We start from the raw sequence: 22,069 nt of genomic DNA on the forward strand, positions 1-22,069 counted from the left end.
CAGAAGAGGGGGAGCGTGAGCATGGACAAGAAGACCCGCCCCGCCTACCTGGGGGTATTGCTGGGAGTGGCGCTGATCGGCCTGGGGGTGGCCTACGACAAACTCTGGTGCGACCCCCGCGAGCTGCTGCAGGCACCTGCCGATCCGCAGGCCCTGCACCGGCTCAGCCGGGATGGCGTGACCGTGGAGTTCGAGGCCCGGCCACTGGATGGCGGCGAGCTGCGTGAAGGCAGTTTCGCCAACATCCGTTTCAAGGTCAGCGACCAGAGTAGCGGCCAGCCCTTGTCGGGCATGGCCCCGGGGGCCTGGCTGGACCCGGCGCAAGCGGCCCCCGCCGGGGACCGTGACAGCAGTTGCAAGGCCCGCGTGGCGCTGTTTCTCAAGAGCAGCATCGGCGCCCGGCCGTTGCTCGACCTCAACAGCTACTTCTTGCTGGTGCTGAACAGGGACGCCAGCCTGACGGTGATCGACCCCACGGTGTCGGTGGGGGGCGTCACCAGCACCCTGGCCCGCATCGACCTGCCGGGGCGGCCCATGGACTGGGTGGCCACCGGCGACGACAAGCAGGTGTTCGTGTCGATGCCCGAGCGTGGCCAGGTGGCGGTGATCGATACCGAGACCTTCCGCCACGTGACCAGCCTGGACGCCGGCGAACAACCGCTGCGCGTGGCCCTGCAGCCGGACCAGCGCCGGCTGTGGGTGGGCAACAACAGCAGCGACCCGGCCAAGGGCGGGGTGACGGTGATCGACGTGCCCAGCCGCGGCACCCTGAAGTTCTTCGCCACCGGCTCCGGGCATCACGAGATCGCCTTCAGCGCCGACTCGCGCTACGCCTTCGTCAGCAACCGCGATGCCGGTACCCTGAGCGTCATCGATGCCGCCGAGATGCGCTTGGTCAAGACCCTGGAGGTCGGCCCGCACCCGCTGTCGGTGGCCTACTCGGCGCTGTCCCAGGCGGTCTACGTGGTCGACGGCAAGGAAGGCACGGTGCAGGTGATCGACGCCCGCAGTCACCAACTGCGCCATACGGTCAAGGCCAGCCAGGGCCTGGGGCCAATGCGCTTCAGTGGCGACGGGCGCTACGGCGTGGTGCTCAATACCCTGGAGAACCAGGCCGTGGTGATCGATGCCAGCAACGACCGGTTGATCCACCGTATCCCGGTGGCGGCCGAGCCGTACCAACTGGTGTTCACCAAGGGCTATGCCTACGTGCGTGGCCTGGCCTCGCCGAAGGTCAGCATGATCAACCTGGGCAGCCTGGGCGAGGGGCGCGAGCCGATCGTCCAGGGTTTCGAGGCCGGCGCCGCCGCACCGCGCCAGGCCGGCGACCTGCCGTTGGCCCAGGGCCTGTCGGTGGCGCGCGATGACAACTCGGTGTTCGTGGTCAACCCGGTGGACAATACCACCTACTTCTATGCCGAGGGCATGAACGCGCCGATGTCCGGCTACAACAACCGTGGCCATCAGGCCCGCGCGGCGATCGTCATCGACCGCAGCCTGCGCGAGCTGGCCCCAGGCGTGTACGGCTCGACCGTGAAGATGCCGGCGGCCGGGACCTTCGACGTGGCTTTCCTGCTCAACCAGCCGCAGATCATCCATTGCTTCAGCACCGACGTGGCGGCGGTGCCTGGCGCGGCGGCCCGGCGCAAGGGTGTGCACGCCGAGTTCCTCGGCAGCGACCAGCCGGCGATACAGCACAGCCCCTTCGTCGCCCGGGTGCGCATCCTCGGCAGCGATGGCCAGCCGCGCCTGGGCCTGCGTGACCTGAGCCTGCGCTACTTCCTGGCGCCCTCGTCGATGCCGCGCAGCCTGCCGCTGGAAGAAATTGGCGACGGGGTCTACCAGGTGTCGCTGCAACTGGCCGAGGCGGGTGCCTGGTACCTGCACCTGCAGTCGCCTTCGCTCGGACGCAAATTCACCGAAGAAAACTACACCAGCCTGCGCGTCTTGCCCGCCGCAGCATCCACCGCTTCCCAAGGGGAACCCAGGAGTGTGCGATGAACGCCAATCGTCCCAAGCTGCTCGCCCTCGGCCTGCTGCTGGCCAGTAACCTGGCCCTGGCCCACGCCGGGCATGACCACAGTGCCCAGGAGCATGCCGGCCATGCCGCGCAGGTGCCGGCGGCTCACCAGGAAAAGGCCAGCGTGCGCTTCGCCGACGTTGCCTTGCTCGACCAGGACGGCCTGCCGGTACGCCTGGAAAAGGACCTGGTGGGCGACCGCCTGGTGGTCATGGGCTTCATCTACACCAGTTGCACCACGGTATGCCCGGTGGTCTCGTCGATCATGTCCAAGGTCCAGCAGCAACTGGGCGGGCGGGTTGGCGAGGAGGTCCAGCTGGTGTCGATCAGCGTCGATCCGCAGCGTGACGATCCCAAGCGCTTGCTGGGCTACGCCAAGGCTTTCCAGCATGGGCCGGGCTGGCGCTGGCTGACCGGCTCGCCCTATGCCATCAGCGAAACCCTCAAGGGCCTGGGCAGCTTCAGCGCCGACCTGGCTCAGCACCCGCCGCTGATCATGGTCGGCGACGGGCGCAGTGGCCAGTGGACACGCTACTACGGCTTCACCGACCCGCAGGTGCTGATCGAGGAGGTCAACCGCCTCAGCGCCCGACGGGTGCACGCCAAGAGCACCGCCATCGCCGCCACGCCTGACCACCAGGAGGTGCACCCATGAGCAACCCGGCCACCCGCCGCGCCAGCATGCGCGGCCTCGACTGGCTGGCCCTGGCCGGCTGCCTGTGGATCCTCGCCTCGGTGGCGCTCGCCCACGAGGGCCATGGCCCGACAACGCCGTCGCCGCAACCGGCGCTCCCGCCGATGGCCAGCGGCGGTGGCACCCATGATGCCCAGGCCTGGTTCACCGATACCCTGCTCAAGGACCAGAACGGACGCGAGCTGCGTTTCTACAGCGACGTGCTCAAGGACAAGGTGGTGATGCTCAATGTCATCTTCACCCACTGCACCGACGCCTGCCCGCTGATCACCCGCAAGTTGCGCGAGGTGCGCGAGGCCATGGGGCCGGAGTTGGCCAGCCAGGTCACCTTCGTCTCGATCAGCAGCGACCCGGCCAATGACACGCCGGCGGTGCTCAAGGCGTTCGCCGAGAAGCAGGGGGTGGACGGGCCGAACTGGCTGTTCCTGACCGGCGGGCAGGACGAGGTCGAACAGGTGTTGGGACGCCTCGGGCAGTTCCTGCCCAGCCCCGAGCAGCACTCGACGCAACTGATCGCTGGCGATGTGGCCGGCAAGCGCTGGAGCAGGATCCGCCCGGATGCGCCCGCCGTCGCGATCGCCCAGCGCATGCAGTTGCTGGCCCAGCCACTGGCAGGTCGGTGAACGCCATGGGCCGGCTGCTGGCACTGTGGCTGGGCCTGTCCCTGTGCGGGGCGGCCGTGGCCCTTGACCTGAACGAGCAGGAACAGGCCGGCAGGCGCCTGTACCGCGAGGGTGTGTCGAGCAGCGATGCCCAGGTGCTGGCACGGGTCGGCGCCAGCGACGTGCAGGTGCCTGCCAGCGTATTGCCCTGTGCCAGCTGCCATGGCAACGATGGCCGTGGCCGCGCCGAGGGCGGCGTGCGCCCGCCGAGCCTGGACTGGCAGCGCCTGGCCGTGGGTCAGGGGGCGCGCCAGGTCAACAACCGGCGCTACCCGGCCTACACCGAGGCTAGCCTGGCCCGGGCCATCCAGCATGGCCTGGACCCGGCCGGCAACCGCCTGGACCCGGCCATGCCGCGCTTCGACCTGAGCCTGGCCGACCAGCGCAACCTGACCGCCTACCTCAAGCGCCTGGCCGAAGAGCGCGACCCCGGCGTGGAGGAGGCCGTGCTGCGCCTGGGCACCCTGTTGCCCACGCACGGGCCATTGGCCGAGGCGGGCAGGGTGGTGCGCGCGGTCCTGGAGGATGGCCTGGCGCAGCTCAACCAGCAGGGCGGCATCCATGGCCGTCGCCTGCAACTGGTGGCGCTCGACCCGGGGCCGGACCGGGACAGCGCCCAGCAGGCCTTGGCGCGCTTGCTGGACGACGAGCAGGTGTTCGCCCTGGTCGCCCCGCTGGCCCCGATGCTCGACGCGCACCTGGCCGGCGAACTCGAACGGCGTGGCGTGCCGCTGGTCGGCAGCACCCCGCGCAGCGGCGCCAGCCCGCAGATCTTCGACCCGTTGCCTGGCCTGCCCGAGCAACTGCTGAGCCTGGCCAGACATGCCCGCGACAGCCTGGGCCTGGCTTCCGACGGGCTGCAGGTGGTGTATGCCGGGGCAGAGCAGGCGGCGCTCGCCGAGACCGTGCGCCAGCGCCTGCAAGGCGCCGGCTGGGCCCCACCGCCGGCGCAGGCGTTCGAGGGCCAGGCGCCGGACGGCCAGGGCATCGTCTTTCTCGGCCGTGTCCAGGCTTTCGCCGAACTTGCCGGAGCGCTGCACGTCGCCGGGCGCCAGCCGTACCTGTTCGCCGCCTCCAGCCAGGTGGCTGGCGCCGTGCCTGGCCTTGCGCAGCCCTGGTCGCAGCGGCTGTTCCTGGCCTACCCGTTCCTCCCCGGCGACTGGACCGAGCAGGGGCGTGCCACCCTGGCCGGCCTGCAACGCCGCCAGGGCCTGGACAGCCGCCAGGCGTCGCTGCAGGTGGGCACCTGGTGCGCCCTGCGCCTGCTGGCCGAGGCCCTGAAGCAGGTGGGCCGCGACGCCAGCCGCGAGCAACTGGTGCGTACCCTGGAAGGCCTGCACGACGTGGACACCGGCCTGACCCCGGCCCTGGGCTTCGGCCCGGGGCGGCGCCAGGGGCTGGCCGGCGCCCATGTGGTCCAGGTGGCTCTGCCTGGGCCACGCTTTCACGCCGTCGCCCCGTACCGGGCCATTCCTGATACCCCTTGAATGGAGGTCGCCATGCGAATCCTGTTGCTGTGCCTGTTGCTCGGTAGCCTGCCGAATGCCTGGGCCGACTTGGTGGCGGCGCGGGTCAATGGCGTGGAGATCAGCGTCATGCGCCTGGAGCGCTACTTCAGCGAATACCTCCAGGAACAGGGGCGGGCGCTCGCCAGCATTCGCAGCCCGAGCCTGTACAAGCGCCTGCGCGACCAGGCCCTGGACCAGCTGATCGACAAGGAGCTGCTATGGCAGGAGGCCGGTCGGCGGGGTATCGTCGTCGATGAGGCACAGGTGGCCGCGCGGCTCGACCAGCTGGAACGGGCCTTCGGCAGCGCCGCGGCGTTCGAGCGCCGCCTGGCCGAGGCCGGCTTCGATAGGGCAGGGTTCGCCGACTACACTCGTCACGAGATGGCCGCCCAGCAGGTGTTCGCCCAGCTGACCGCCATCGATGCGCCCAGCGAGGCCGAGGTCGAGGCCTTCTATCAGGCGAATCGGCAAAGACTGCAGGGGACGCAGAACCAAAGTGATAACGCTTCGGTCGAAGGGGAACAGGGCCTGGCCATGGCCAGGGCCGCGCTGGTCGGGCAGTTGCAGGCCCAGGCGTGGCAGTCGGTGCGCCAACGCCTGCGTGAAGGGGCGCAGGTGGAGCGGGCGCGCTGACCCACCGCCGAGCTGGCTTTCCCCACTTCTGGGGAATAACGCAGGGCAAAAGGCCATCAGGTTTCCCCGCATCTGGGGGGAGCCTGCCTGGCATGCGCCGGACAGTGTGGAGGCAACCCAGCAGATCAATGACTTACAACGGTGCGACATGACTATTCACGCCTGGCACGAAGCCTGCTCAAGCCTGTATGAGGCCGCACTTCGCAGACCGGGAAACCGGGCAGTTCTTGGGAGTCGACCTTGGTGAACAGAGTATTGGTAGTCGATGACGAGCAGACCCTTGCACAGAACCTGCAGGCCTACCTGCAGGCGCAAGGCCTGGAAGTCCATGTCGCCCATGACGGTGCCACGGGTATCGGCCAGGCCACAGCCCTGGCGCCGGATGTGATCGTGCTGGATTACCGCTTGCCCGATATGGAGGGGTTCGAGGTCCTGGAGACCGTGCGCAGGAACAGGCAGTGCCATTTCGTGCTGATCACCGCCCACCCGACCGCCGAGGTCCGTGAGCGGGCCGCCGAGCTTGGCGTCACCCATGTCCTGTTCAAGCCGTTCCCGTTGGCGGAACTGGCCCGCGCGGTGTTCGACCTGATGGGCATGGAGCGCCAGCGCGCGGCAGCGGACACACAGGCCGAGGGTTTCGTCGAACGACGCCAGAACAGGAACGAGACGTTCCCCCTGCAGTTGTACGATGGCAGCTGGGTCCTGGCCGATCGCCGCCGCAACGGCGCCAAGCCCCCCGAACCTGACGACGACCAACTGCTCACCGGGGAATAGCGGCGCCCGCGGCCACTTTGGAACTCCCGAACCAGCCTGCGACGCGCCCCCTGAGCGGAGTCGCAGGTCATGCCCGAAGCCACCGATCCAGCCGTCGACGCATACCCTGTAGCAGCAGGCTCGCCCGTGCAAGGGCCGCTGCCGACGTCTCAACCTTGCGCCTACCCCCGCGAACTGCTCGCCCAGGCCCGTCTCGAGGCCGGTGACGAGCGCCTGCTGAGTTGCCTCGAACGCCTTGCCGGCGACACCCCTGCCACCTTCACCCAGCGCCTGGGCGCCACCTTGCATTTCCCGGTGCTCGACAGCCAGGGGCTGCTGGCCAGCACGCCGGTCTTCGAACAGGTCAGCCTGGCCCAGTGCCTGAAACGTGAATTCGCCCAGGTGCTGCGTGGCGGCGAGGTCATCGGCGTATTCGCCGACCCGTTCGACAACGCCCGCCTGGCCTGGATCGACGATTGCCTGCAGGGCGCGCCGCTGTACCTGGCCCATGCCGCGGACCTGGCCGCCTTCCTGGCGCGCCAGGAAGAGAGCTTCCACGCCATCGACGCCCTCGGCCAGGACGCCGAGCCCGGCGCCGAGGCCGACCCGCTGCAGCGCCTGTCCCTGGCCAGCATCAGCGAAGACCAGAGCCGGGTGGTCAAGCTGGTCAACTCGACCCTCTACGATGCCCTCAAGCAGCACGCCAGCGATATCCACCTGGGCATGACTGGCCAGGGCCTGACCATCAAGTACCGCATCGACGGCGTGCTCAATGGGGCTGGCAAGGCCAGCGGCAGCGCCTTCGCCGAACAGGTCATCTCGCGCATCAAAGTCATGGCCGAGCTGGACATCGGCGAGAAGCGCGTGCCCCAGGACGGCCGCTTCAAGGTCGCCGTGGGCGAGCGGCAGATCGACTTTCGCGTGTCGATCATGCCGAGCATCTTCGGCGAAGACGCGGTGCTGCGGGTGCTCGACAAGCAGGACCTGTCCGATCAGGTCAGCGGCGTACAGCTGCAGGCCCTGGGGTTCGCCGACGAGACCCTGCGCGCCTTGCGCCGCCTGGCCGCCGAACCCTACGGCATGATCCTGGTCACCGGCCCCACCGGCAGCGGCAAGACCACCACCCTCTACGCCATGATCAGCGAGATCAACCACGGCGTGGACAAGATCATCACCATCGAGGACCCGGTCGAATACCAACTGCCGGGGGTGCTGCAGATCCCGGTCAACGAGAAGAAGGGCCTGACCTTCGCCCGTGGCCTGCGCTCGATCCTGCGCCACGACCCGGACAAGATCCTGGTCGGCGAGATCCGCGACCCCGACACCGCGCAGATCGCCGTGCAGTCGGCGCTCACCGGGCACCTGGTGTTCACCACCATCCATGCCAACAACGTCTTCGACGTGATCGGCCGCTTCAGCCAGATGCAGGTCGACCCCTACAGCTTCGTTTCCGCGCTCAACGCCGTGCTGGCCCAGCGCCTGATCCGGCTGGCCTGCCCGCACTGTGCGCAGGCCTGCGCGCCGAGCGACGAAACCCTGGCCGCCTCGGGCCTCACCCGGGCGGCCGTCGGCGGCTGGATCTTCGTCCGCGCCCAGGGCTGCGGCCAGTGCCGTGGCAGTGGTTATCGTGGACGCAGCGCCATCGCCGAGCTGCTGCACCTGGACGACGACCTGCGGCAGATGATCGTCGAACGTCGCCCCCTGTCGCAGATCAAGGCGCTGGCCTGCCAGCGCGGCCTGCGCCTGCTGCGCGCCTCGGCCCTGGACCTGGTCCGCGAAGGCCGCACCACACTCGAGGAGATCAACCGTGTCACCTTTATCGCCTGATCGCTATTGCGCCGTGCTCGGCGCCGAGGGTGTCGGCCTGGGTCGCTGGCACGCACGTCAACACCAGTGGCTGGGCAGCCGCAGCTTTGCCTGCGCAGCCGGCCAGCCGGCTTGGGTCGCGCCCTTGGAGGCGCTGGCCGCGCTGCTGGCCGAGCAGGGCGTACGCGGTGCCCAGTTGCGGGTCTTGCTGTCGGCCCGCTACAGCCGTTTTTGCCTGGTCCCCTGGAGCGACGCCATTGGCCATCCACGGGAGCGGGATGCCTATGCCCGGGCCTGCTTCGAGCACCTCTACGGCCAGCCCCTGGACGACTGGCGCATCGTGTTGTCGGCGGAGCCGGCGGGGGTTGCGCGCATCGCCACGGCGTTGCCCGAGGGCCTGCTGCAGGGGCTGCAGGCGCTAGGCCAGGAGAGCCGGCTGCGACTGCGTTCGGTGCAGCCGTACCTGATGGCCGCCTACAACCGCAGCCTGGCCCAGCTGGAGCAGGGCGACTTCCTGTTCGTCCTCGCCGAGCCGCGCCGCAGCGTGCTGTTGCTGGCGGCCGGGGGCGCCTGGCAGCAAGTGTTGGCCCAGGGCTGCGCCGACAACGACCAGGCCTTGCAGGCCTTGATCGAGCGCACCTGCGAGCTGTATGGCGAGCGCCTGCCGCGCATCTACCTGCACGCCCCGGGGCGTGAGCAGGCGCCACGACTGGCGGCGGTGCAGCTGTGCCCGCCGGCGGGTGACAGCGACCCGCTGTGCGCCATGTGGCGGGCGGTGGCCTGACATGCGCCGCCTGGACCTGGAATTCCAGCCCCGGCGCAGCAGCCCGCTGGCCTGGGCGTTGCTGGCCCTGGGCTGCTGCGCCCTGGCACTGCTGGTGCTGGTGCAGCAACGGCTGCAAGGCGAGCAACTGGACCTGGAGGCCCGGGTGCACCAGCTTGAGCAGCAGCTCGGCCGCCGCCCGGCCACCGCCGCGCCGCAGAGCAGCGCCGCCAGCCGCGAGCAGGCCGAGCAACTGGCGCAGATGCGCCACGTCTCGCAGCAGTTGCAACGGCCCTGGGAGCAACTGTTCGCCATGCTCGAAGCCCAGCCCCAGGAAGACGTCGCCTTGCTCAGCCTCACCCCCGATGCACGCAAGGGCCAGGTCCGCATCGCCGCCGAGGCGCGCAACCTGGAGGCCATGCTGCAGTACCACCAGCGCCTGGAGCGCAGCGCCGAGTTGCACGATGTCTCGCTGCTCAACCACGAGGTGGTGTCTGGCCAGCCCGAGCGTCCGGTGCGCTTCAACCTCACCGCCACCTGGGAGACCGGCCATGCACGTCCCTAGCCTGATCGTCCATGAACACCTGGCTCGCCTGGGCCGGGCCGGCCTCGGCGCGGTGCTGGTGGCGCTGCTGGCGCTGTTCGTCGCCTGTGCCTGGGTACTGCCCCAGTGGCAGGCCGTGCGCGAGCTGCGCGCCAGCGAGGCGGATGCCCGTGTGCAGGTCCAGCGCCTGCAGCGTGGCGAACTGAAGGTGGCGGCCAAGCCCGAGCAACAGGTGCTGGATGGCTTGCGCCGGCAACTGCCCGGCCAGCCCCAGGCCAGCGAACTGATCGAGCGCTTGTACCGCCTGGCCAGTGCCGAGCGCATCAGCCTGGCCCGTGGTGAATACGCCCTGGGCATCGATCCCAAGACCCGGCTGGCGCGCTACCAGATCGTCCTGCCGGTGCGCGGCAGCTACCCACAGATCCGTGGCTTTCTCCAGGCATTGCCCGGCGCGCTGCCGACCCTGGTGCTGGAGGACCTGGAGCTGCAACGCAAGCGCATCGGCGACGGCGAGCTCAATGGCCGCCTGCGCATGACCCTCTACCTGTCGAGGTCGTGATGAACACTCAGCGCGTGACGATGTGGGTGGGCTTTCTGGGCCTGAGCGCCGCCTTGGCCTGGGCGCCGGGGCACTGGTTCGGCCAGGCGGACAGCGTCGTTCCCTTCGCGGGCAAGCCCGCTCCCACAGGCGCCGTGGGCACCGCCGAACCCGTGGGCGAGCGCTCGTCGGGGCGTCGAGGCGCCGTGACAGGGCCGGCCCAGGCCCCACGAAACCTGTTCCCGGTGCAGCAATGGAGCCAGCCCAAGGTCCTGGCCAGCGTGACCGAACGCCCTGTGATCGCCGCCCCGGTGGCCGCCGTCGCGCCCACCGCGCCGACGCTGCCGTTCCAGTTCGTCGGCCGCCTGGGCGATCGCGATGACCTGCAGGTGTTCCTGCAGAACGGCGAGAAGCTCTACGTCGTGCGCCAGGGCGACGTCATCGACGACACCTACCGCCTCGACCACGTCTCGGCCACCGAGCTGAGCCTGGTCTACCTGCCACTGCACCAGCCACAGACGCTGTCTGTCGGGAGCGCACCATGAAGCCATCGAAGTCGTGCAAGCCTGCTCCGTTCATGCTCCTGGCCCTGTGCGTGGCCCTGGCCGGTTGTGGCTCGAGCGCCGTGCGCAAGGACAGCGACGCGCTGTTCAAGGAAGGCCAGTACGAGGCCGGCATCGCCCGCCTGGAAGAGGCACTGCGCGACAAGCCGCGCGACACCGAGCTGAACATCGCCCTGGCCCATGGCCGCCAGCGCGCGGTCGAGGCCCTGCTGGCGCAGGCCGACAGCGACCGTAGCCGCCATGACTTCAGCGGTGCGCGCATGGGCTATGGCCGAGTGCTGACCATCGAGCCGAACAACCGCCGCGCCCAGGAAGGTATCCGCCAGCTGGAGTTGATGCGTACCCTCGATGAGCGCGTCGCCCTGGGCCAGGCGGCGCTGCGTCAGGGCGACCTGTTCGGTGCCGAGCGCCACATGCGCGAAGTGCTGCGCCTGGACCCGCAGAACCAGAAGGGCATCATCCTGCGCAGCGACATCGAGAACGTCCAGGCGCGTACCGCCCAGCCGTTCCCGCAACTGCGCAGCAAGCTGGAGCGGCCGGTGACCCTGGAGTTCCGCGACGCCAACCTCAAGACCATCTTCGAGGTGCTGGCCCAGGTGGCCGGCATCAACTTCATCTTCGACAAGGACCTGCGCCCCGACATGAAGGCCACCATTTTCGTGCGCGAGGTGCGCATCGAGGACGCCGTGGCCCTGCTGCTGGAGCAGAACCAGTTGCACCAGAAGATCGTCAACGACAACACCCTGCTGATCTACCCCGCGTCGCCGCAGAAGACCAAGGACTACCAGGAACTGGTCATGCGCACCTTCTACCTGACCAGCATCGACGCCAACACCGCGCTGAACATGCTCAAGACCATGCTCAAGACCCGCGACGTGTTCGTCGACGAGCGCCTCAACACCCTGACCATGCGCGACACCCCCGACGCCGTGCGCATGGCCGAGAAGCTGCTGCAGTCGCAGGACCAGTCCAACCCCGAGGTGGTACTGGAAGTCGAGGTGATGGAGGTGGCCCGCTCGCGCATCCTCGACCTCGGCCTGCAATGGCCCAACACCTTCGGCGTGCTCAACGACCAGGGCAACCCGGTCAGCGTGCTCGACCAGTTGCGCGGCATCAACTCCAGCCGCATCAGCATCGGCCCGGCACCCCAGGCCAAGATCAATGCCGCGGACAAGGGCATCAACACCCTGGCCAGCCCCGTGATCCGTGTCAGCAACCGCGAGCAGGCGCGCATCCACATCGGCCAGCGGGTGCCGATCGTCAGCGCCACCTCGGTGCCTTCGACCCAGGGCCCGGTGATCACCGAGAGCATCACCTACCTGGATGTGGGCCTCAAGCTCGAAGTGCAGCCCACCGTGCACCTGAACAACGAGGTGGCGATCAAGGTGGCCCTGGAGGTGAGCAATGCCACGCCCCTGGAGCCGACCCGCCAGGGCACCATCCCGGTCCAGGTCGACACCCGCAATGCCCAGACCAGCCTGCGCCTGCACGATGGCGAGACTCAGGTGCTGGCCGGCCTGGTACGCAACGATCACAGCTCCAACGGCAACAAGATCCCAGGCCTGGGCGACATCCCTGGGTTGGGCCGGCTGTTCGGTAGTCATCGCGACGACATGAGCAAGTCCGAACTGGTGCTGGCGATCACCCCGCGCATCGTGCGCAACCTGCCGTACCAGAGCCCGTCGGACATGGAGTTCGCCACCGGTACCGAGTCCAGCCTGCAGGTACGCCAACTGGCCCAGCCGCTGCCCTCGGGCGGGCTGCCGGCCGAGGCTCCGCTCGATGCGCCCGCCGACGCGCCGTTGGCCGAAGGCCAGATGGCCGTCGTGCCGCCCACCCGGAGCCCACGGCCATGAAACGCCCGCAGCGTGGTTTCAGCCTGATCGAGGTGGTGCTGACCCTGGCGCTGCTCGGGCTGCTCGCCAGCATGGCCGCGCCCTTGACCGAGACCGTGGTGCGCCGCAACAAGGAACAGCAACTGCGCGAGGCGCTGTACCAGATCCGCGACGCCATCGATGCCTACAAGCGCGCCTTCGACGCCGGCTACATCGAGAAGCGCCTCAATGCCAGCGGCTACCCCCCGAACCTGCAGGTGCTGGTGGACGGCGTGCGTGACGTGCGCAGCGCCAAGGGTGCCAAGTTCTACTTCCTGCGCCGTATCCCCCGCGACCCATTGCTCGCGGCCAAGGACGACGACCAGGGCGGCTGGGGCCTGCGCGCCTACGACAGCAGCGCCGACGACCCGCGCCAGGGCGAGGACGTGTTCGACGTGTATTCCCGGGCCCGCGGCAAGGGCCTCAACGGCATCCCCTACGGGCAATGGTGACGGCGATGAAACGTAGCCTGGGTTTCACCTTGATCGAACTGCTAGTGGTGATGGCGATCATCGCCACCCTGATGACCATCGCCATGCCGCGCTACTTCGACAGCCTGGAGGCCTCCCGCGAGGCGACCCTGCGCCAGAGCCTGGCGGTGCTGCGCGAGGCCCTGGACCACTACTACGGCGACACCGGCAGCTACCCCGAGTCGTTGGAGCAACTGGTGGAGGCGCGCTACCTGCGCAATACGCCGGTCGACCCGATCACCGAGCGCAGCGATGCCTGGCAACTGGTGCCGCCGCCCGAGGGCGTGGCTGGCGGCGTGGCCGATATCAAGAGCGGAGCAACCGGGAGGGCGCGTGATGGCAGCCTCTATACCCAATGGTAAGGCCTGCGCGGGCTTCACCTACCTGGGCGTGCTCTTGCTGATCGCGGTCGGCAGCCTGGCCCTGGCCGCCAGCGGCAGCCTCTGGTCGGCGACCGCCCAGCGCGAGCGTGAGCGCCAGTTGCTGTGGGTCGGCGGCCAGTACGCCCAGGCCCTGCGCAGTTACTACCGGGCCTCACCGGGCCTGGCCCAGTACCCCCAGGAACTGCGCGAGTTGCTGGAGGACAACCGTTTTCCCTCGCCGAAACGGCACATCCGCAGGCTCTACCCGGACCCGATCGAGGGCAGCGACGACTGGGGCCTGCTGCGCTCGATCGATGGCCGCATCACCGGCGTGCACAGCCGCTCGGATGCCACGCCGCACAAGCGCGCCGGCTTCGACGCCCAGTGGTCCGCGTTCGAAGGGCTGGAGCACTACAGCGACTGGCAGTTCGTCGCCGAGCAGGCCTTCGCCGAGGGTGGCAACGCCACGTTCCGTCATGCCGGCCCGGGAGATACGCCATGAAACGCCTGGTCATGATCGGCTGGCTGTGCCTGTTGCTGGGCGCCTTGCCCAACGGTGCGGCCCGCGCCAGTGCCGAGGACGAGATGATGGGTTTCATCGTCGACCACACCATCTCGCACATCGGCCACGACTTCTACAACGCCTTCACCGACCGCCTGCGCGCCACCAGCCGCCTGGATTTCAACCTGGTGGTGCGCGAGCGCCCCGATGCCCGCTGGGGCAGCCTGGTGACGGTGGAATACGAACGCGAGGTGCTGTACCGGCGCTTCCTGCCGCCCAACACCACGCAACTCAAAGACGAGGCCGTCGCGGCCGCCGACCTGGTCAAGCAGCAGATCATCCAGCGCAAGCTGCAGCGCCTGCTACAGGACACCACCGATCTGGAGAGGGACGAGCTATGAACAACCGCATTCCCCGTTGTATCGCCGCCTGCCTGCTGGCCGGCGCCGCCGCGGGCCTGGCCCAGGCCACGGAGCTGGTGTACACGCCGGTCAACCCGGCGTTCGGCGGCAACCCGCTCAACGGCACCTGGCTGTTGAACAACGCCCAGGCGCAGAACGACTACGACGACCCAGACCTGAAGAAGCGTACCTCGTTCAGCGGCACCTCGGCCCTGGAGCGCTTCAGCAACCAGCTCGAGTCGCGGCTGCTGTCGCAGTTGCTGGACAACATCAGCAACGGCACCACCGGCAGCATGTCCACCGACTCATTCCTGATCGACGTCATCGACGATTCCGGCGCCTTGAGCATCAAGGTCACCGACCGTGCCACAGGCGAAGTCTCGATCATCGAGGTCAGCGGCCTGAACCCCTGAGAGGGACGGGTCAATAGGGGAGAACGACCATGAAACGCCTGCTGAGCGCACTGCTGATCCTCGCCACCTTGCAAGGCTGCGGCCTGCGCGAGCCGATGCCCGCCGAACAGGACACCGAGACGCCGACCCTGACGCCTCGGGCTTCCACCTACTACGACCTGTTGAACATGCCACGGCCCAAGGGACGGCTGATGGCGGTGGTGTATGGCTTTCGCGACCAGACCGGGCAGTACAAGCCGACCCCGGCCAGTTCGTTCTCCACCAGCGTCACCCAGGGCGCGGCGAGCATGCTGATGGATGCCCTCAATGCCAGCGGCTGGTTCGTGGTGCTCGAACGCGAAGGCCTGCAGAACCTGCTGACCGAGCGCAAGATCATCCGTGCCTCGCAGAAAAAACCCGACGTCGCGCCCAACATCCAGAGCGAGCTGCCACCGCTGCAGGCCGCCAACCTGATGCTCGAGGGCGGCATCATCGCCTACGACACCAATGTGCGCAGCGGCGGGGAGGGCGCCCGCTACCTGGGCATCGGCGCTTCCCGCGAGTACCGGGTCGACCAGGTCACCGTCAACCTGCGCGCGGTCGACGTGCGCACCGGGCAGGTGCTGGCCAACGTCATGACCAGCAAGACCATCTACTCGGTCGGCCGCAGCGCCGGGGTGTTCAAGTTCATCGAGTTCAAGGAACTGCTCGAGGCCGAGGTGGGCTACACCACCAACGAACCGGCCCAACTGTGCGTGCTCTCGGCGATCGAGGCGGCGGTGGGGCACCTTTTGGCGCAAGGTATCGAGCGGCGGCTGTGGCAGGTGGCGGGGGACGGCGGGGGCGACAAGGCGGTGTTGGAGAAGTACCTGAGTCAGAATCAGCAGGAGTAAGTGGCTTCTGGCTGTAAGCCAGTCCAGTGAATGTGAATGGACAGAAAATCAGCGTCTCGGTAGGACAGGCGCAAACCTGCGCCGTGGCAAGCTGAGTAACCTCGCCGGGTCGGAGAAGTCCGACCCGGTTTTTTTACTTTTTTGGTCTGGAGGCTCAGTTTCAAAGTGGATTCAGGTGTGACTGACTTTCAGCAGTCTTAAAATTTCCGCATTCATTAAACATTGTGTTTAGCGTTGCACAAGAGCTTGGCGTCGTCCTAAGACTTTCTCTGGTCTCTGTAGTCCATTTCCGGAATGCGTATTTTTGGCTTGCAAACTGTTGCGTTAACTTGGTCTGCACTCTAGGGTGCAAATGACTCGACTCTGAACGGTCGGTTCAGTGTTGTGGTCGATCTGGACTTTGGCTGGCTAGTTGCTCGTTCATGATGCATTGTTCGAAATGACAGGAGCAGGTAGGCCGCTTGTCTTTGATCACCTTTGCAGGGTGCTCGACAAGTCATTACCTGAGCGAGGAAGATATGGAGCGAACAGAACAAGAAGGTCAAGTGTTTTTCCTGTCCGATGAAGAAAGGGGCTCGATACGAAAACGTTTTGTGTGTTCGATAATGTACCGATAGATACGGTTCATGGCAGCCCACCCAGGGGGCTGATCACCTCAGGTATAAACCGGATGTCTTTCAGAGAACGTACGGGTTGCATTCGGCAGTCTTATAGAGCTGAGCCGTACTCCATTCACCATGAAAGTGCGAGATTGGTCAACGACCTAGTGCTTCATCCGGACGCGTCATGCGAATACATCGGTAACGGCTCTGAGGATGGACGCTTGGTTATTCGGCAATCGCGGAATTCCCCACCACCTTCGGTTTCACCGGATATCCAAGAGTACCTCAGATAAAGGTGCCCCCCTTATGGGGGCGCCTCACAGGGCCAGATTATGCTCCATCTTCTAGTTGGTATTACCCGGCGTGGGCCTGCGGTGCTGGCGTCAGGGTGCGCGATTGGCCTGCTGTTGCCATCAAGCGCTGAAGCGGCTCGCCCGTTGCTCCCGATGATGGTCTTCATCTTCGTATTGGGAACGCTGCTGCGCATCGATAATCGCGAAGTCGTCATCGCGGTAAAAAATTTGAAAGTTTCCGTGATATTCCCGTTATTGATGGTTGCCGCATGTCCCTATCTGTTCGGTATGGGGGCATATGCGATCAGCGGCAATCAGGAGTTATCGCTGGCTATCGCTGTGGCTGTTGCGGCGCCACCAGCCAGTGGCAATGTAGCGGTTGCGAGAATGCTGGGGCTGGACCCTTCGATGTCGTTAGTCGTTGTCCTGTGTTCCATGGTGCTCATCCCCGTTACGGCCCCAGCAGTACTGCATGTCTTCGGCAATGGCCTTTTGTTGTTAATCGATCCTTGGGAACTGGCAGCCAGATTAGCGTTGCTGATCGGCGGGGCGGAAGGGGTGGCGATTCTGATCAGACACTTCTCACATGACATCGTTGCTCGTCATGGGTTAGCCATCGACGGTATCGTGGTGCTCGCGTTGTTTATTTTTTCGATCGGCACCATGGCCGGTCTTCAGTCCACCATCCTTGAAAAACCGGTGGGGGTCGCTGCCATGATCGCCGTTGCATACGGCGTGAACTTCGTGCTTCAGTTGATGTTTGGAGGGCTTTACCCTGGCAGTTTGATGTCTAAGTTCACCATGGCCCTCAATGGCGGTAATCGCAATGTGGGCTTGTTATGGTCTGCACTGGGGGTAACGGTTTCGCCAACCATGGCGTTGTATTTTGCTTGTTGTCAATTACCCATCCATACGATGCCGAAGATCCTCCAGTTCTTCCTGCCAAAAATCGAGCGGTACTGCAAAACACGGGGAGGCATGCGCGTTTCCGAGCCTGGTGGCCAACGAGACTGAGCCGATAGGGGATCAACCCGCCTTGCGCAACGTCAGGTTGATCCGCCGCTCGCCCAGGCGTGGATGCACGCCGGGCTTGATCGGCAGCACGCCGTGAAAACGCAGGCGATCTTCGCCGCCCCAGACCAGCACGTCGCCGTGGCTCAACGGTATGTGCCGGGGCCGGTCCGACCGTTGCAGCCCACCGAACAGGAACACCGCCGGCAAGCCCAGCGAGATCGACACGATCGGTTGGCCGAAGTCCGCTTCGTCACGGTCCTGGTGCAGGCTCAGACGGGTGCCGGGCAGGTAGTGGTTGACCAGGCAGGCGTCCGGGACGAAACCGTCGAAGCCGGCAGTGGCCGCGGCGCGGCCGGCCAGGTCGAGCAGTATCGGCGGCAGGGCGGGCCAGGGGTGGCCACTGACCGGGTCGGTCGGGCTGTAGCGATAGCCCTTTTCGTCACTGACCCAGCCCAGCGACCCGCAGTTGGTCAAGGCCACCGCCATGTGCAGGCCGCCGGGGGTGCGCATGTGCCGGAAGGGCGCGGCGCGCAGGACCGGGCGCAAGGCGTCGAGCAGCGTCTCGACCTCGGGCACGGCGAAACCGGGCAGCAGCACGGTCTGGCTGGCCAGGCGTTGCGGCTGGGGGCCGAACAGGTCGAGGTCGGATTGGATCATGGTGCTGGCACGGGTCGGAGGTCTGGCCATTGTAGCGCTGTGGGACTTTTCGTGGGGAAACCTCCTCTGAGTCGCCACCCATTCGTTCTTTGTTCGCGGTGCGGACTAATTTGAGCCGTAGGTGGCCTGTATGAACTGGCCCCATCGCCGGCTTGCCGGCGATGGGCAGCAACGCAGCCCCAAAATGCCTAGCAGTGGTGCATACCCCCTCAGTGCTCACTACTGATCGCCGTGCTCTAGGCAGTGACACAACTCGTCATCGAACGCTTCCATCGAAACCTCGATCGGCATGTGGTTGGATTCGCTGATCGCCACGCCGGTTTGCGGATCATAGGATTTGACGGCAGCCTGACCGTTTATCGAGCGTTGGGTGCGCAGCGTGAAAGCACCCGTGTCAGCGTTGGCAAACACTTTCCCCGCCTCTGGGTCGTACCACCCTTTGCCTGGATCATTGGTGGTCTTCAGACGACTGCCGCGCTGGGCCGTGCCGACGATGACGATACTGCCAGCGTCCCTTGTAGCCTGTGAAATGTAGGTGGCATCTTGAATATGCAGGGTGGACGGATCGGGATCAGGTGCGGGTAAACCAAGCGATTCGATTTCCTCCAGCGTTCGCGCTTGTGGGTGCCAGCCCCAGCGGGTGAAGAAGCGGGTCAGGTCGGCGCGCGCGGCTTTGCAACTGGTCACCATGAAGTAGTGGCGGTATTGCGCATCGCCCTGGCCACTATCGCTATTACCGTTTGCACGCGTTTCCTGGTGAAGTCGATGGAAGAAGGCATGGCCGAATGCAGTACGCAGTTGCTCCCACATGACCATCGCGACCATGTTACTGACTTTTCCGAAGTCAGGTGCCGGGCTATTCAAGAAGGCATGGGCCGAAGCGTCGTAGGGTACGGCCCGCGACGGTTGCCTCATGGACCTTTGCACGGCGAGCGAAAAGATATTGACCGAGTTTTCGGTCAAGGCGTTGGCACTCCAGGCGATCTGATGCTGCATATGCCCCAGTTCATGCCAGACGCCCCAGGAGCGACGAAGCCCTTCCACGGTCATGAACTCACGTCCATACCGAGGTAGGCTGATGCGGTAATGCGAGGCATTGGGGTTACCGCCCACTTTTTCCGAGACGAGGATGCGCAGCGGGCTATCGGGCGTCTGGCCTGGTTCCGTGCCAATCGCAGCCATTTCGTTCTCGCGGTCAAGTATGTATGCGTATTCATCCAATAGCAGGGCGGGGTCCTGTGCGAGGTTATCCATCGCGGTAGAGCACCAGGCGGTAATGACGATGCGGTCGCTGATCAACTGCACAGGGTAGGTGGGTGCCCACGCCAGCAGTTGCATGAGCCACTCCAAGTGAGTGGTGATGCCGTGTCGATACACAGGCAAGGGTCTCAAGCTGGAGTTGGTCGGGGTGAACTCGACGGTCACCTGCCTGGGGAGGCCGTCAGTTTCATCAGAAACTGCCCTGAACCACATCACGCCACCCAACGGATCCTGGATCACGTTCGCCCCAGGTTTCAGGCTATAAGTGCGTGGACTTTCCACCTCTGTCGCGGACTTGCCTTGGAAACCATGGGTACCGACGATCAACTGCAAGGTAATGCCTGCTTCGCCGGGCTCCGGTGTGACGACGGTCAGGTCGATTGACGTGTGGGCGAACAGGCCTGTGGGTTGAAAGTCTGCGCGTTTGAACCAGCGTCCCAGCCGACGCCGCTCGGACTCGGCGGTGGGAAGGACCTCGAAGGTCAACGTGCAACTCGACGAGGGGCTAGGGGCTTGCTGTTGGTCAGCCTCGTAGTGATGGGTGTTCATCGAGCTCTCCTGGTCAGGGGCGGGAATACGACGTGGGCATCCTGTAATGGCCGCACGTGAGGTGGGTGATTATCGAATGCCGCTCGATGAGGGGGCTACTGACAAAAATGTCAGGTCCGGGCACGCACTTTGTGCGCTGATCACGTTGTTCGCTGCACACTGACGGTGTTTGAAGGCATGCGCCCATTGGGCTGCCGTGCAGCCCTTTCGCGACGCAAGGCAGCTCCTACAGGGCCGTGCAGACCGCATCACTCGTGATCGACTTGGCCCCTGTGGGGCTTGCCGACGGAGGGCAGGGACAAAAAGGAACCGCGGCGCCAGGGAGAGGCACACCGCGGTCCAAGGGGGAGGGGGTTATTGCTGGGTCACGGTCGCCAGGTTGGCGTTGCCGTACTGGGTGATGGTGGCGGTCTGGTTGGCGCCGCTCTGGTCGACGAAGGCCAGGTTGGCGTTGCCTCCCTGTGTCACGAAGGCGACGTTGACACCATCGGCCTGCTTGATGGTGGCTTCGTTGCCGCTGCCGTACAGCTGGTAGGTGTAGCTCTGGTTGCCATAGCCGGACTGCTCGAGGGTGATGGCGTTGCCGCTGCCAGCGCTCAGGCCCGTGGCGTAGTTGTCGCTGCCGCGCTGGTCGGCGATCAGCAGGTTGTCGCTGCCGTTCTGCTCGAAGTACAGCTCGTTGTTGCTGTCGACCTGGTTGGTCTGCATCTGGTTGCCGGTGCCTTTCTGGTTCAGCTGGGCCCGCTGGTTCATGCCGTCCTGGGTCAGGTTGACGCCGTTGCCGGTGCCGGTCTGGCTGATCTCGGCACGCTGGCCGCTGCCGAACTGGCCACCGGGTTTCTCGCCCTTCCAGTTGCTGGCCATGATCTTGTTGCCATTGCCGGTGGTGGTGATGCTCAGGCTGTGGTTGTCACCGGTCTGGTAGGTGAAGTGCAGGTTGTCGCTGCCGTTCTGGGAAATGCTGGTCACCGACTGGGTGGTCTCGTACTGATCCGACCAGCTGGCGTTGCGCTGGCCGTTCTGGGTCAGGCTGGCGGTGTTGGCCTGGCCGAAGCTCTGGTCGATGTAGCCTTCGTTGAGCTGGCCTTGCTGGTACACGGTGGCCTGGCTGGCGTTCTGGTTGTCTTGCCAGACCTCCATGGAGTTGCCGGTGCCGTACTGCAGGATGCCGATGGTGCCGCCCAGGCCGTCGCGCTGGTCGCCGTAGGCCCAGTTGGCCGAGCCGTCCTGGTAGATCTGGATGTCGCCGTCCTGGTGGCTCAGGTGCTCGGCGGCGGCGAAGTTGCCGCTGCCGCCTTGCATGATCAGGCTGCGGTTGTTGGTGCCGCCGAACAACTGTTCGACGACCGCCTCGTTGCCACTGCCCCATTGCTGGGTGGTGGCCTGGCTGCCCACCTGGGTGTCCTGGAACACCAGCGAGACGTTGCCGGTGCCTTGCTGGGCCTGCAGGGACTGGTTGTTCTCGCCGATCGACTGGCTGGCGAAGTTGTCGTTGAGGGTGCCGCCGGACTGCTGGGTGATCTGGCTGCCGTTCTCGTACAGCTGTTCGCCGTAGCCGGCGTTGTACGAGCCGGTGGCGCTCTGCTGGATGTCGCTGGTGCTGTTGTCCTGCACGGCCATGTGGTTGTGGCCCTGGCCGGTCTGGTGCTGGGTGGCCGAGGCGAAGGGCGCGAGGCTCTGCAGGACCTCGGCGATGTTCTCGTTGCCCTGCTGGGTCTGGGTCGAGGTGCTGTCGTCGGCCATGACCTGGCCGGCCAGGGCCAGCACGATGGCGGCGCTTAGGGGAGCGAGCTTGAACATGATGGTGCCTCCAGGTCTATCGGTATTGGGTGATGTGAATCTGCTGGCCGTTGCCGGCCTGGGTCACGGCGCTGGTGAGCCCGCTGCCGTGCTGTTCGATGTTGGCTGTGTTGTAGTTGCCGATCTGTTCGATCGACGCACTGTTGCGGCTGCCACGCTGCTGGATCGACGCGCTGTTGCCTTGGCCCTGCTGGGTGATCGACGCCATCAGGTCGCTGCCTTCCTGCAGGATGAACGCCTCCTGCGCGCCCCCGGCCTGGACGATGCGGCCCAGCAGGGCCTGGCCGTTCTGGTCGAGGGCGGCGCGGTTGCCCGTGCCCTGCTGCTCGATCACCGCCAACTGGCCGGCGCCGGCCGGCAGCAGGCGGACGATCGACGGCTCGCCGAGGTCGTTGCCGGCGGCAAGGTCGGCGTTGTCCATCAGGTCATCGGCCCAGCCGGGCGGGATGGCCTGGCCCACCAGGGCCAGGCCGAGCAGCAGTGGATACAGGCGTTGCATGGCGTCTCTCCCTGGCC

The 22,069-nt window shown here is 66.2% G+C and carries 23 protein-coding genes; 19 read left to right on the forward strand and 4 right to left on the reverse strand.

The window, feature by feature from the left end:
- Window positions 1-21 precede the first annotated feature (21 nt).
- The 19 genes from ACDI39_RS02015 to ACDI39_RS02105 all read left to right on the forward strand — a co-directional run bounded on the left by ACDI39_RS02015 (window position 22) and on the right by ACDI39_RS02105 (window position 17,287).
- Window positions 22-2,001, forward strand: a complete 1,980-nt coding sequence (locus ACDI39_RS02015; protein WP_225790103.1) for a cytochrome D1 — start codon at window positions 22-24, stop codon at window positions 1,999-2,001.
- Window positions 1,998-2,675, forward strand: coding sequence for an SCO family protein (locus ACDI39_RS02020; protein ID WP_225790104.1), 678 nt, complete (start codon window positions 1,998-2,000; stop codon window positions 2,673-2,675). The genes ACDI39_RS02015 and ACDI39_RS02020 overlap by 4 nt, the downstream gene beginning before the upstream one ends.
- The gene (locus tag ACDI39_RS02025; RefSeq protein ID WP_225790105.1) at window positions 2,672-3,337 is read left to right on the forward strand and encodes an SCO family protein; all 666 of its coding nucleotides are present in this window, start codon (window positions 2,672-2,674) and stop codon (window positions 3,335-3,337) included. The genes ACDI39_RS02020 and ACDI39_RS02025 overlap by 4 nt, the downstream gene beginning before the upstream one ends.
- 5 nt (window positions 3,338-3,342) lie before the next feature.
- Window positions 3,343-4,863, forward strand: a complete 1,521-nt coding sequence (locus ACDI39_RS02030; protein ID WP_486537389.1) for a cytochrome c/ABC transporter substrate-binding protein — start codon at window positions 3,343-3,345, stop codon at window positions 4,861-4,863.
- Between the two features lie 12 nt (window positions 4,864-4,875).
- Window positions 4,876-5,517 carry a SurA N-terminal domain-containing protein gene (locus tag ACDI39_RS02035; protein WP_225790107.1) on the forward strand — a complete coding sequence of 214 codons (642 nt, stop codon included), beginning with the start codon at window positions 4,876-4,878 and terminating at the stop codon, window positions 5,515-5,517.
- 240 nt (window positions 5,518-5,757) lie between these two features.
- Window positions 5,758-6,291, forward strand: a complete 534-nt coding sequence (locus ACDI39_RS02040) for a response regulator (protein ID WP_225790108.1) — start codon at window positions 5,758-5,760, stop codon at window positions 6,289-6,291.
- A gap of 69 nt (window positions 6,292-6,360) precedes the next feature.
- On the forward strand, window positions 6,361-8,097 hold the full coding sequence (locus ACDI39_RS02045) for a GspE/PulE family protein (protein ID WP_486537392.1): 1,737 nt from the start codon (window positions 6,361-6,363) through the stop codon (window positions 8,095-8,097).
- A complete protein-coding gene (locus tag ACDI39_RS02050; protein WP_486537394.1) occupies window positions 8,078-8,860 on the forward strand; it encodes a hypothetical protein in 783 nt (260 codons plus the stop codon). The genes ACDI39_RS02045 and ACDI39_RS02050 overlap by 20 nt, the downstream gene beginning before the upstream one ends.
- Window position 8,861: 1 nt before the next feature.
- Window positions 8,862-9,404, forward strand: a complete 543-nt coding sequence (locus ACDI39_RS02055) for a PilN domain-containing protein (RefSeq protein WP_253080083.1) — start codon at window positions 8,862-8,864, stop codon at window positions 9,402-9,404.
- Window positions 9,391-9,942: a type 4a pilus biogenesis protein PilO gene (gene pilO, locus ACDI39_RS02060; protein WP_225790112.1), complete on the forward strand. Its 552-nt coding sequence runs from the start codon at window positions 9,391-9,393 to the stop codon at window positions 9,940-9,942. The genes ACDI39_RS02055 and pilO overlap by 14 nt, the downstream gene beginning before the upstream one ends.
- Window positions 9,942-10,466: a hypothetical protein gene (locus ACDI39_RS02065; protein ID WP_225790113.1), complete on the forward strand. Its 525-nt coding sequence runs from the start codon at window positions 9,942-9,944 to the stop codon at window positions 10,464-10,466. The genes pilO and ACDI39_RS02065 overlap by 1 nt, the downstream gene beginning before the upstream one ends.
- On the forward strand, window positions 10,463-12,340 hold the full coding sequence (locus ACDI39_RS02070; RefSeq protein ID WP_225790114.1) for a secretin N-terminal domain-containing protein: 1,878 nt from the start codon (window positions 10,463-10,465) through the stop codon (window positions 12,338-12,340). Before ACDI39_RS02065 ends, ACDI39_RS02070 begins: the two co-directional genes overlap by 4 nt.
- The gene (locus ACDI39_RS02075; RefSeq protein WP_225790115.1) at window positions 12,337-12,810 is read left to right on the forward strand and encodes a type II secretion system protein; all 474 of its coding nucleotides are present in this window, start codon (window positions 12,337-12,339) and stop codon (window positions 12,808-12,810) included. Before ACDI39_RS02070 ends, ACDI39_RS02075 begins: the two co-directional genes overlap by 4 nt.
- Window positions 12,811-12,815: 5 nt before the next feature.
- Complete coding sequence (locus tag ACDI39_RS02080) at window positions 12,816-13,190, forward strand: type II secretion system protein (protein ID WP_225790116.1); 375 nt, start codon at window positions 12,816-12,818, stop codon at window positions 13,188-13,190.
- Window positions 13,165-13,692 carry a type II secretion system protein gene (locus ACDI39_RS02085; protein ID WP_253080085.1) on the forward strand — a complete coding sequence of 176 codons (528 nt, stop codon included), beginning with the start codon at window positions 13,165-13,167 and terminating at the stop codon, window positions 13,690-13,692. The genes ACDI39_RS02080 and ACDI39_RS02085 overlap by 26 nt, the downstream gene beginning before the upstream one ends.
- Window positions 13,689-14,093: a curli production assembly/transport protein CsgE gene (gene csgE, locus ACDI39_RS02090; protein WP_225790118.1), complete on the forward strand. Its 405-nt coding sequence runs from the start codon at window positions 13,689-13,691 to the stop codon at window positions 14,091-14,093. Before ACDI39_RS02085 ends, csgE begins: the two co-directional genes overlap by 4 nt.
- On the forward strand, window positions 14,090-14,506 hold the full coding sequence (locus tag ACDI39_RS02095; protein WP_225790119.1) for a curli assembly protein CsgF: 417 nt from the start codon (window positions 14,090-14,092) through the stop codon (window positions 14,504-14,506). The genes csgE and ACDI39_RS02095 overlap by 4 nt, the downstream gene beginning before the upstream one ends.
- A 29-nt stretch (window positions 14,507-14,535) precedes the next feature.
- Window positions 14,536-15,378 carry a CsgG/HfaB family protein gene (locus ACDI39_RS02100; protein ID WP_253091200.1) on the forward strand — a complete coding sequence of 281 codons (843 nt, stop codon included), beginning with the start codon at window positions 14,536-14,538 and terminating at the stop codon, window positions 15,376-15,378.
- A gap of 934 nt (window positions 15,379-16,312) precedes the next feature.
- Window positions 16,313-17,287 carry a hypothetical protein gene (locus ACDI39_RS02105; RefSeq protein WP_225790123.1) on the forward strand — a complete coding sequence of 325 codons (975 nt, stop codon included), beginning with the start codon at window positions 16,313-16,315 and terminating at the stop codon, window positions 17,285-17,287.
- Between the two features lie 12 nt (window positions 17,288-17,299).
- Here the strand turns inward: ACDI39_RS02105 and alkB are convergent, their stop codons facing one another.
- From alkB to ACDI39_RS02125, 4 genes are all read right to left on the reverse strand, one after another.
- The gene (gene alkB / locus ACDI39_RS02110; RefSeq protein ID WP_225790124.1) at window positions 17,300-17,944 is read right to left on the reverse strand and encodes a DNA oxidative demethylase AlkB; all 645 of its coding nucleotides are present in this window, start codon (window positions 17,942-17,944) and stop codon (window positions 17,300-17,302) included.
- Between the two features lie 219 nt (window positions 17,945-18,163).
- Window positions 18,164-19,753, reverse strand: coding sequence for a M60 family metallopeptidase (locus tag ACDI39_RS02115; protein WP_253167992.1), 1,590 nt, complete (start codon window positions 19,751-19,753; stop codon window positions 18,164-18,166).
- A gap of 354 nt (window positions 19,754-20,107) precedes the next feature.
- A complete protein-coding gene (locus tag ACDI39_RS02120) occupies window positions 20,108-21,553 on the reverse strand; it encodes a curlin (RefSeq protein ID WP_225790126.1) in 1,446 nt (481 codons plus the stop codon).
- A gap of 16 nt (window positions 21,554-21,569) precedes the next feature.
- Window positions 21,570-22,052 carry a curlin gene (locus ACDI39_RS02125; protein WP_225790127.1) on the reverse strand — a complete coding sequence of 161 codons (483 nt, stop codon included), beginning with the start codon at window positions 22,050-22,052 and terminating at the stop codon, window positions 21,570-21,572.
- Window positions 22,053-22,069 lie beyond the last annotated feature (17 nt).

The organism is Pseudomonas sp. Tun-23181 (assembly GCF_057415455.1).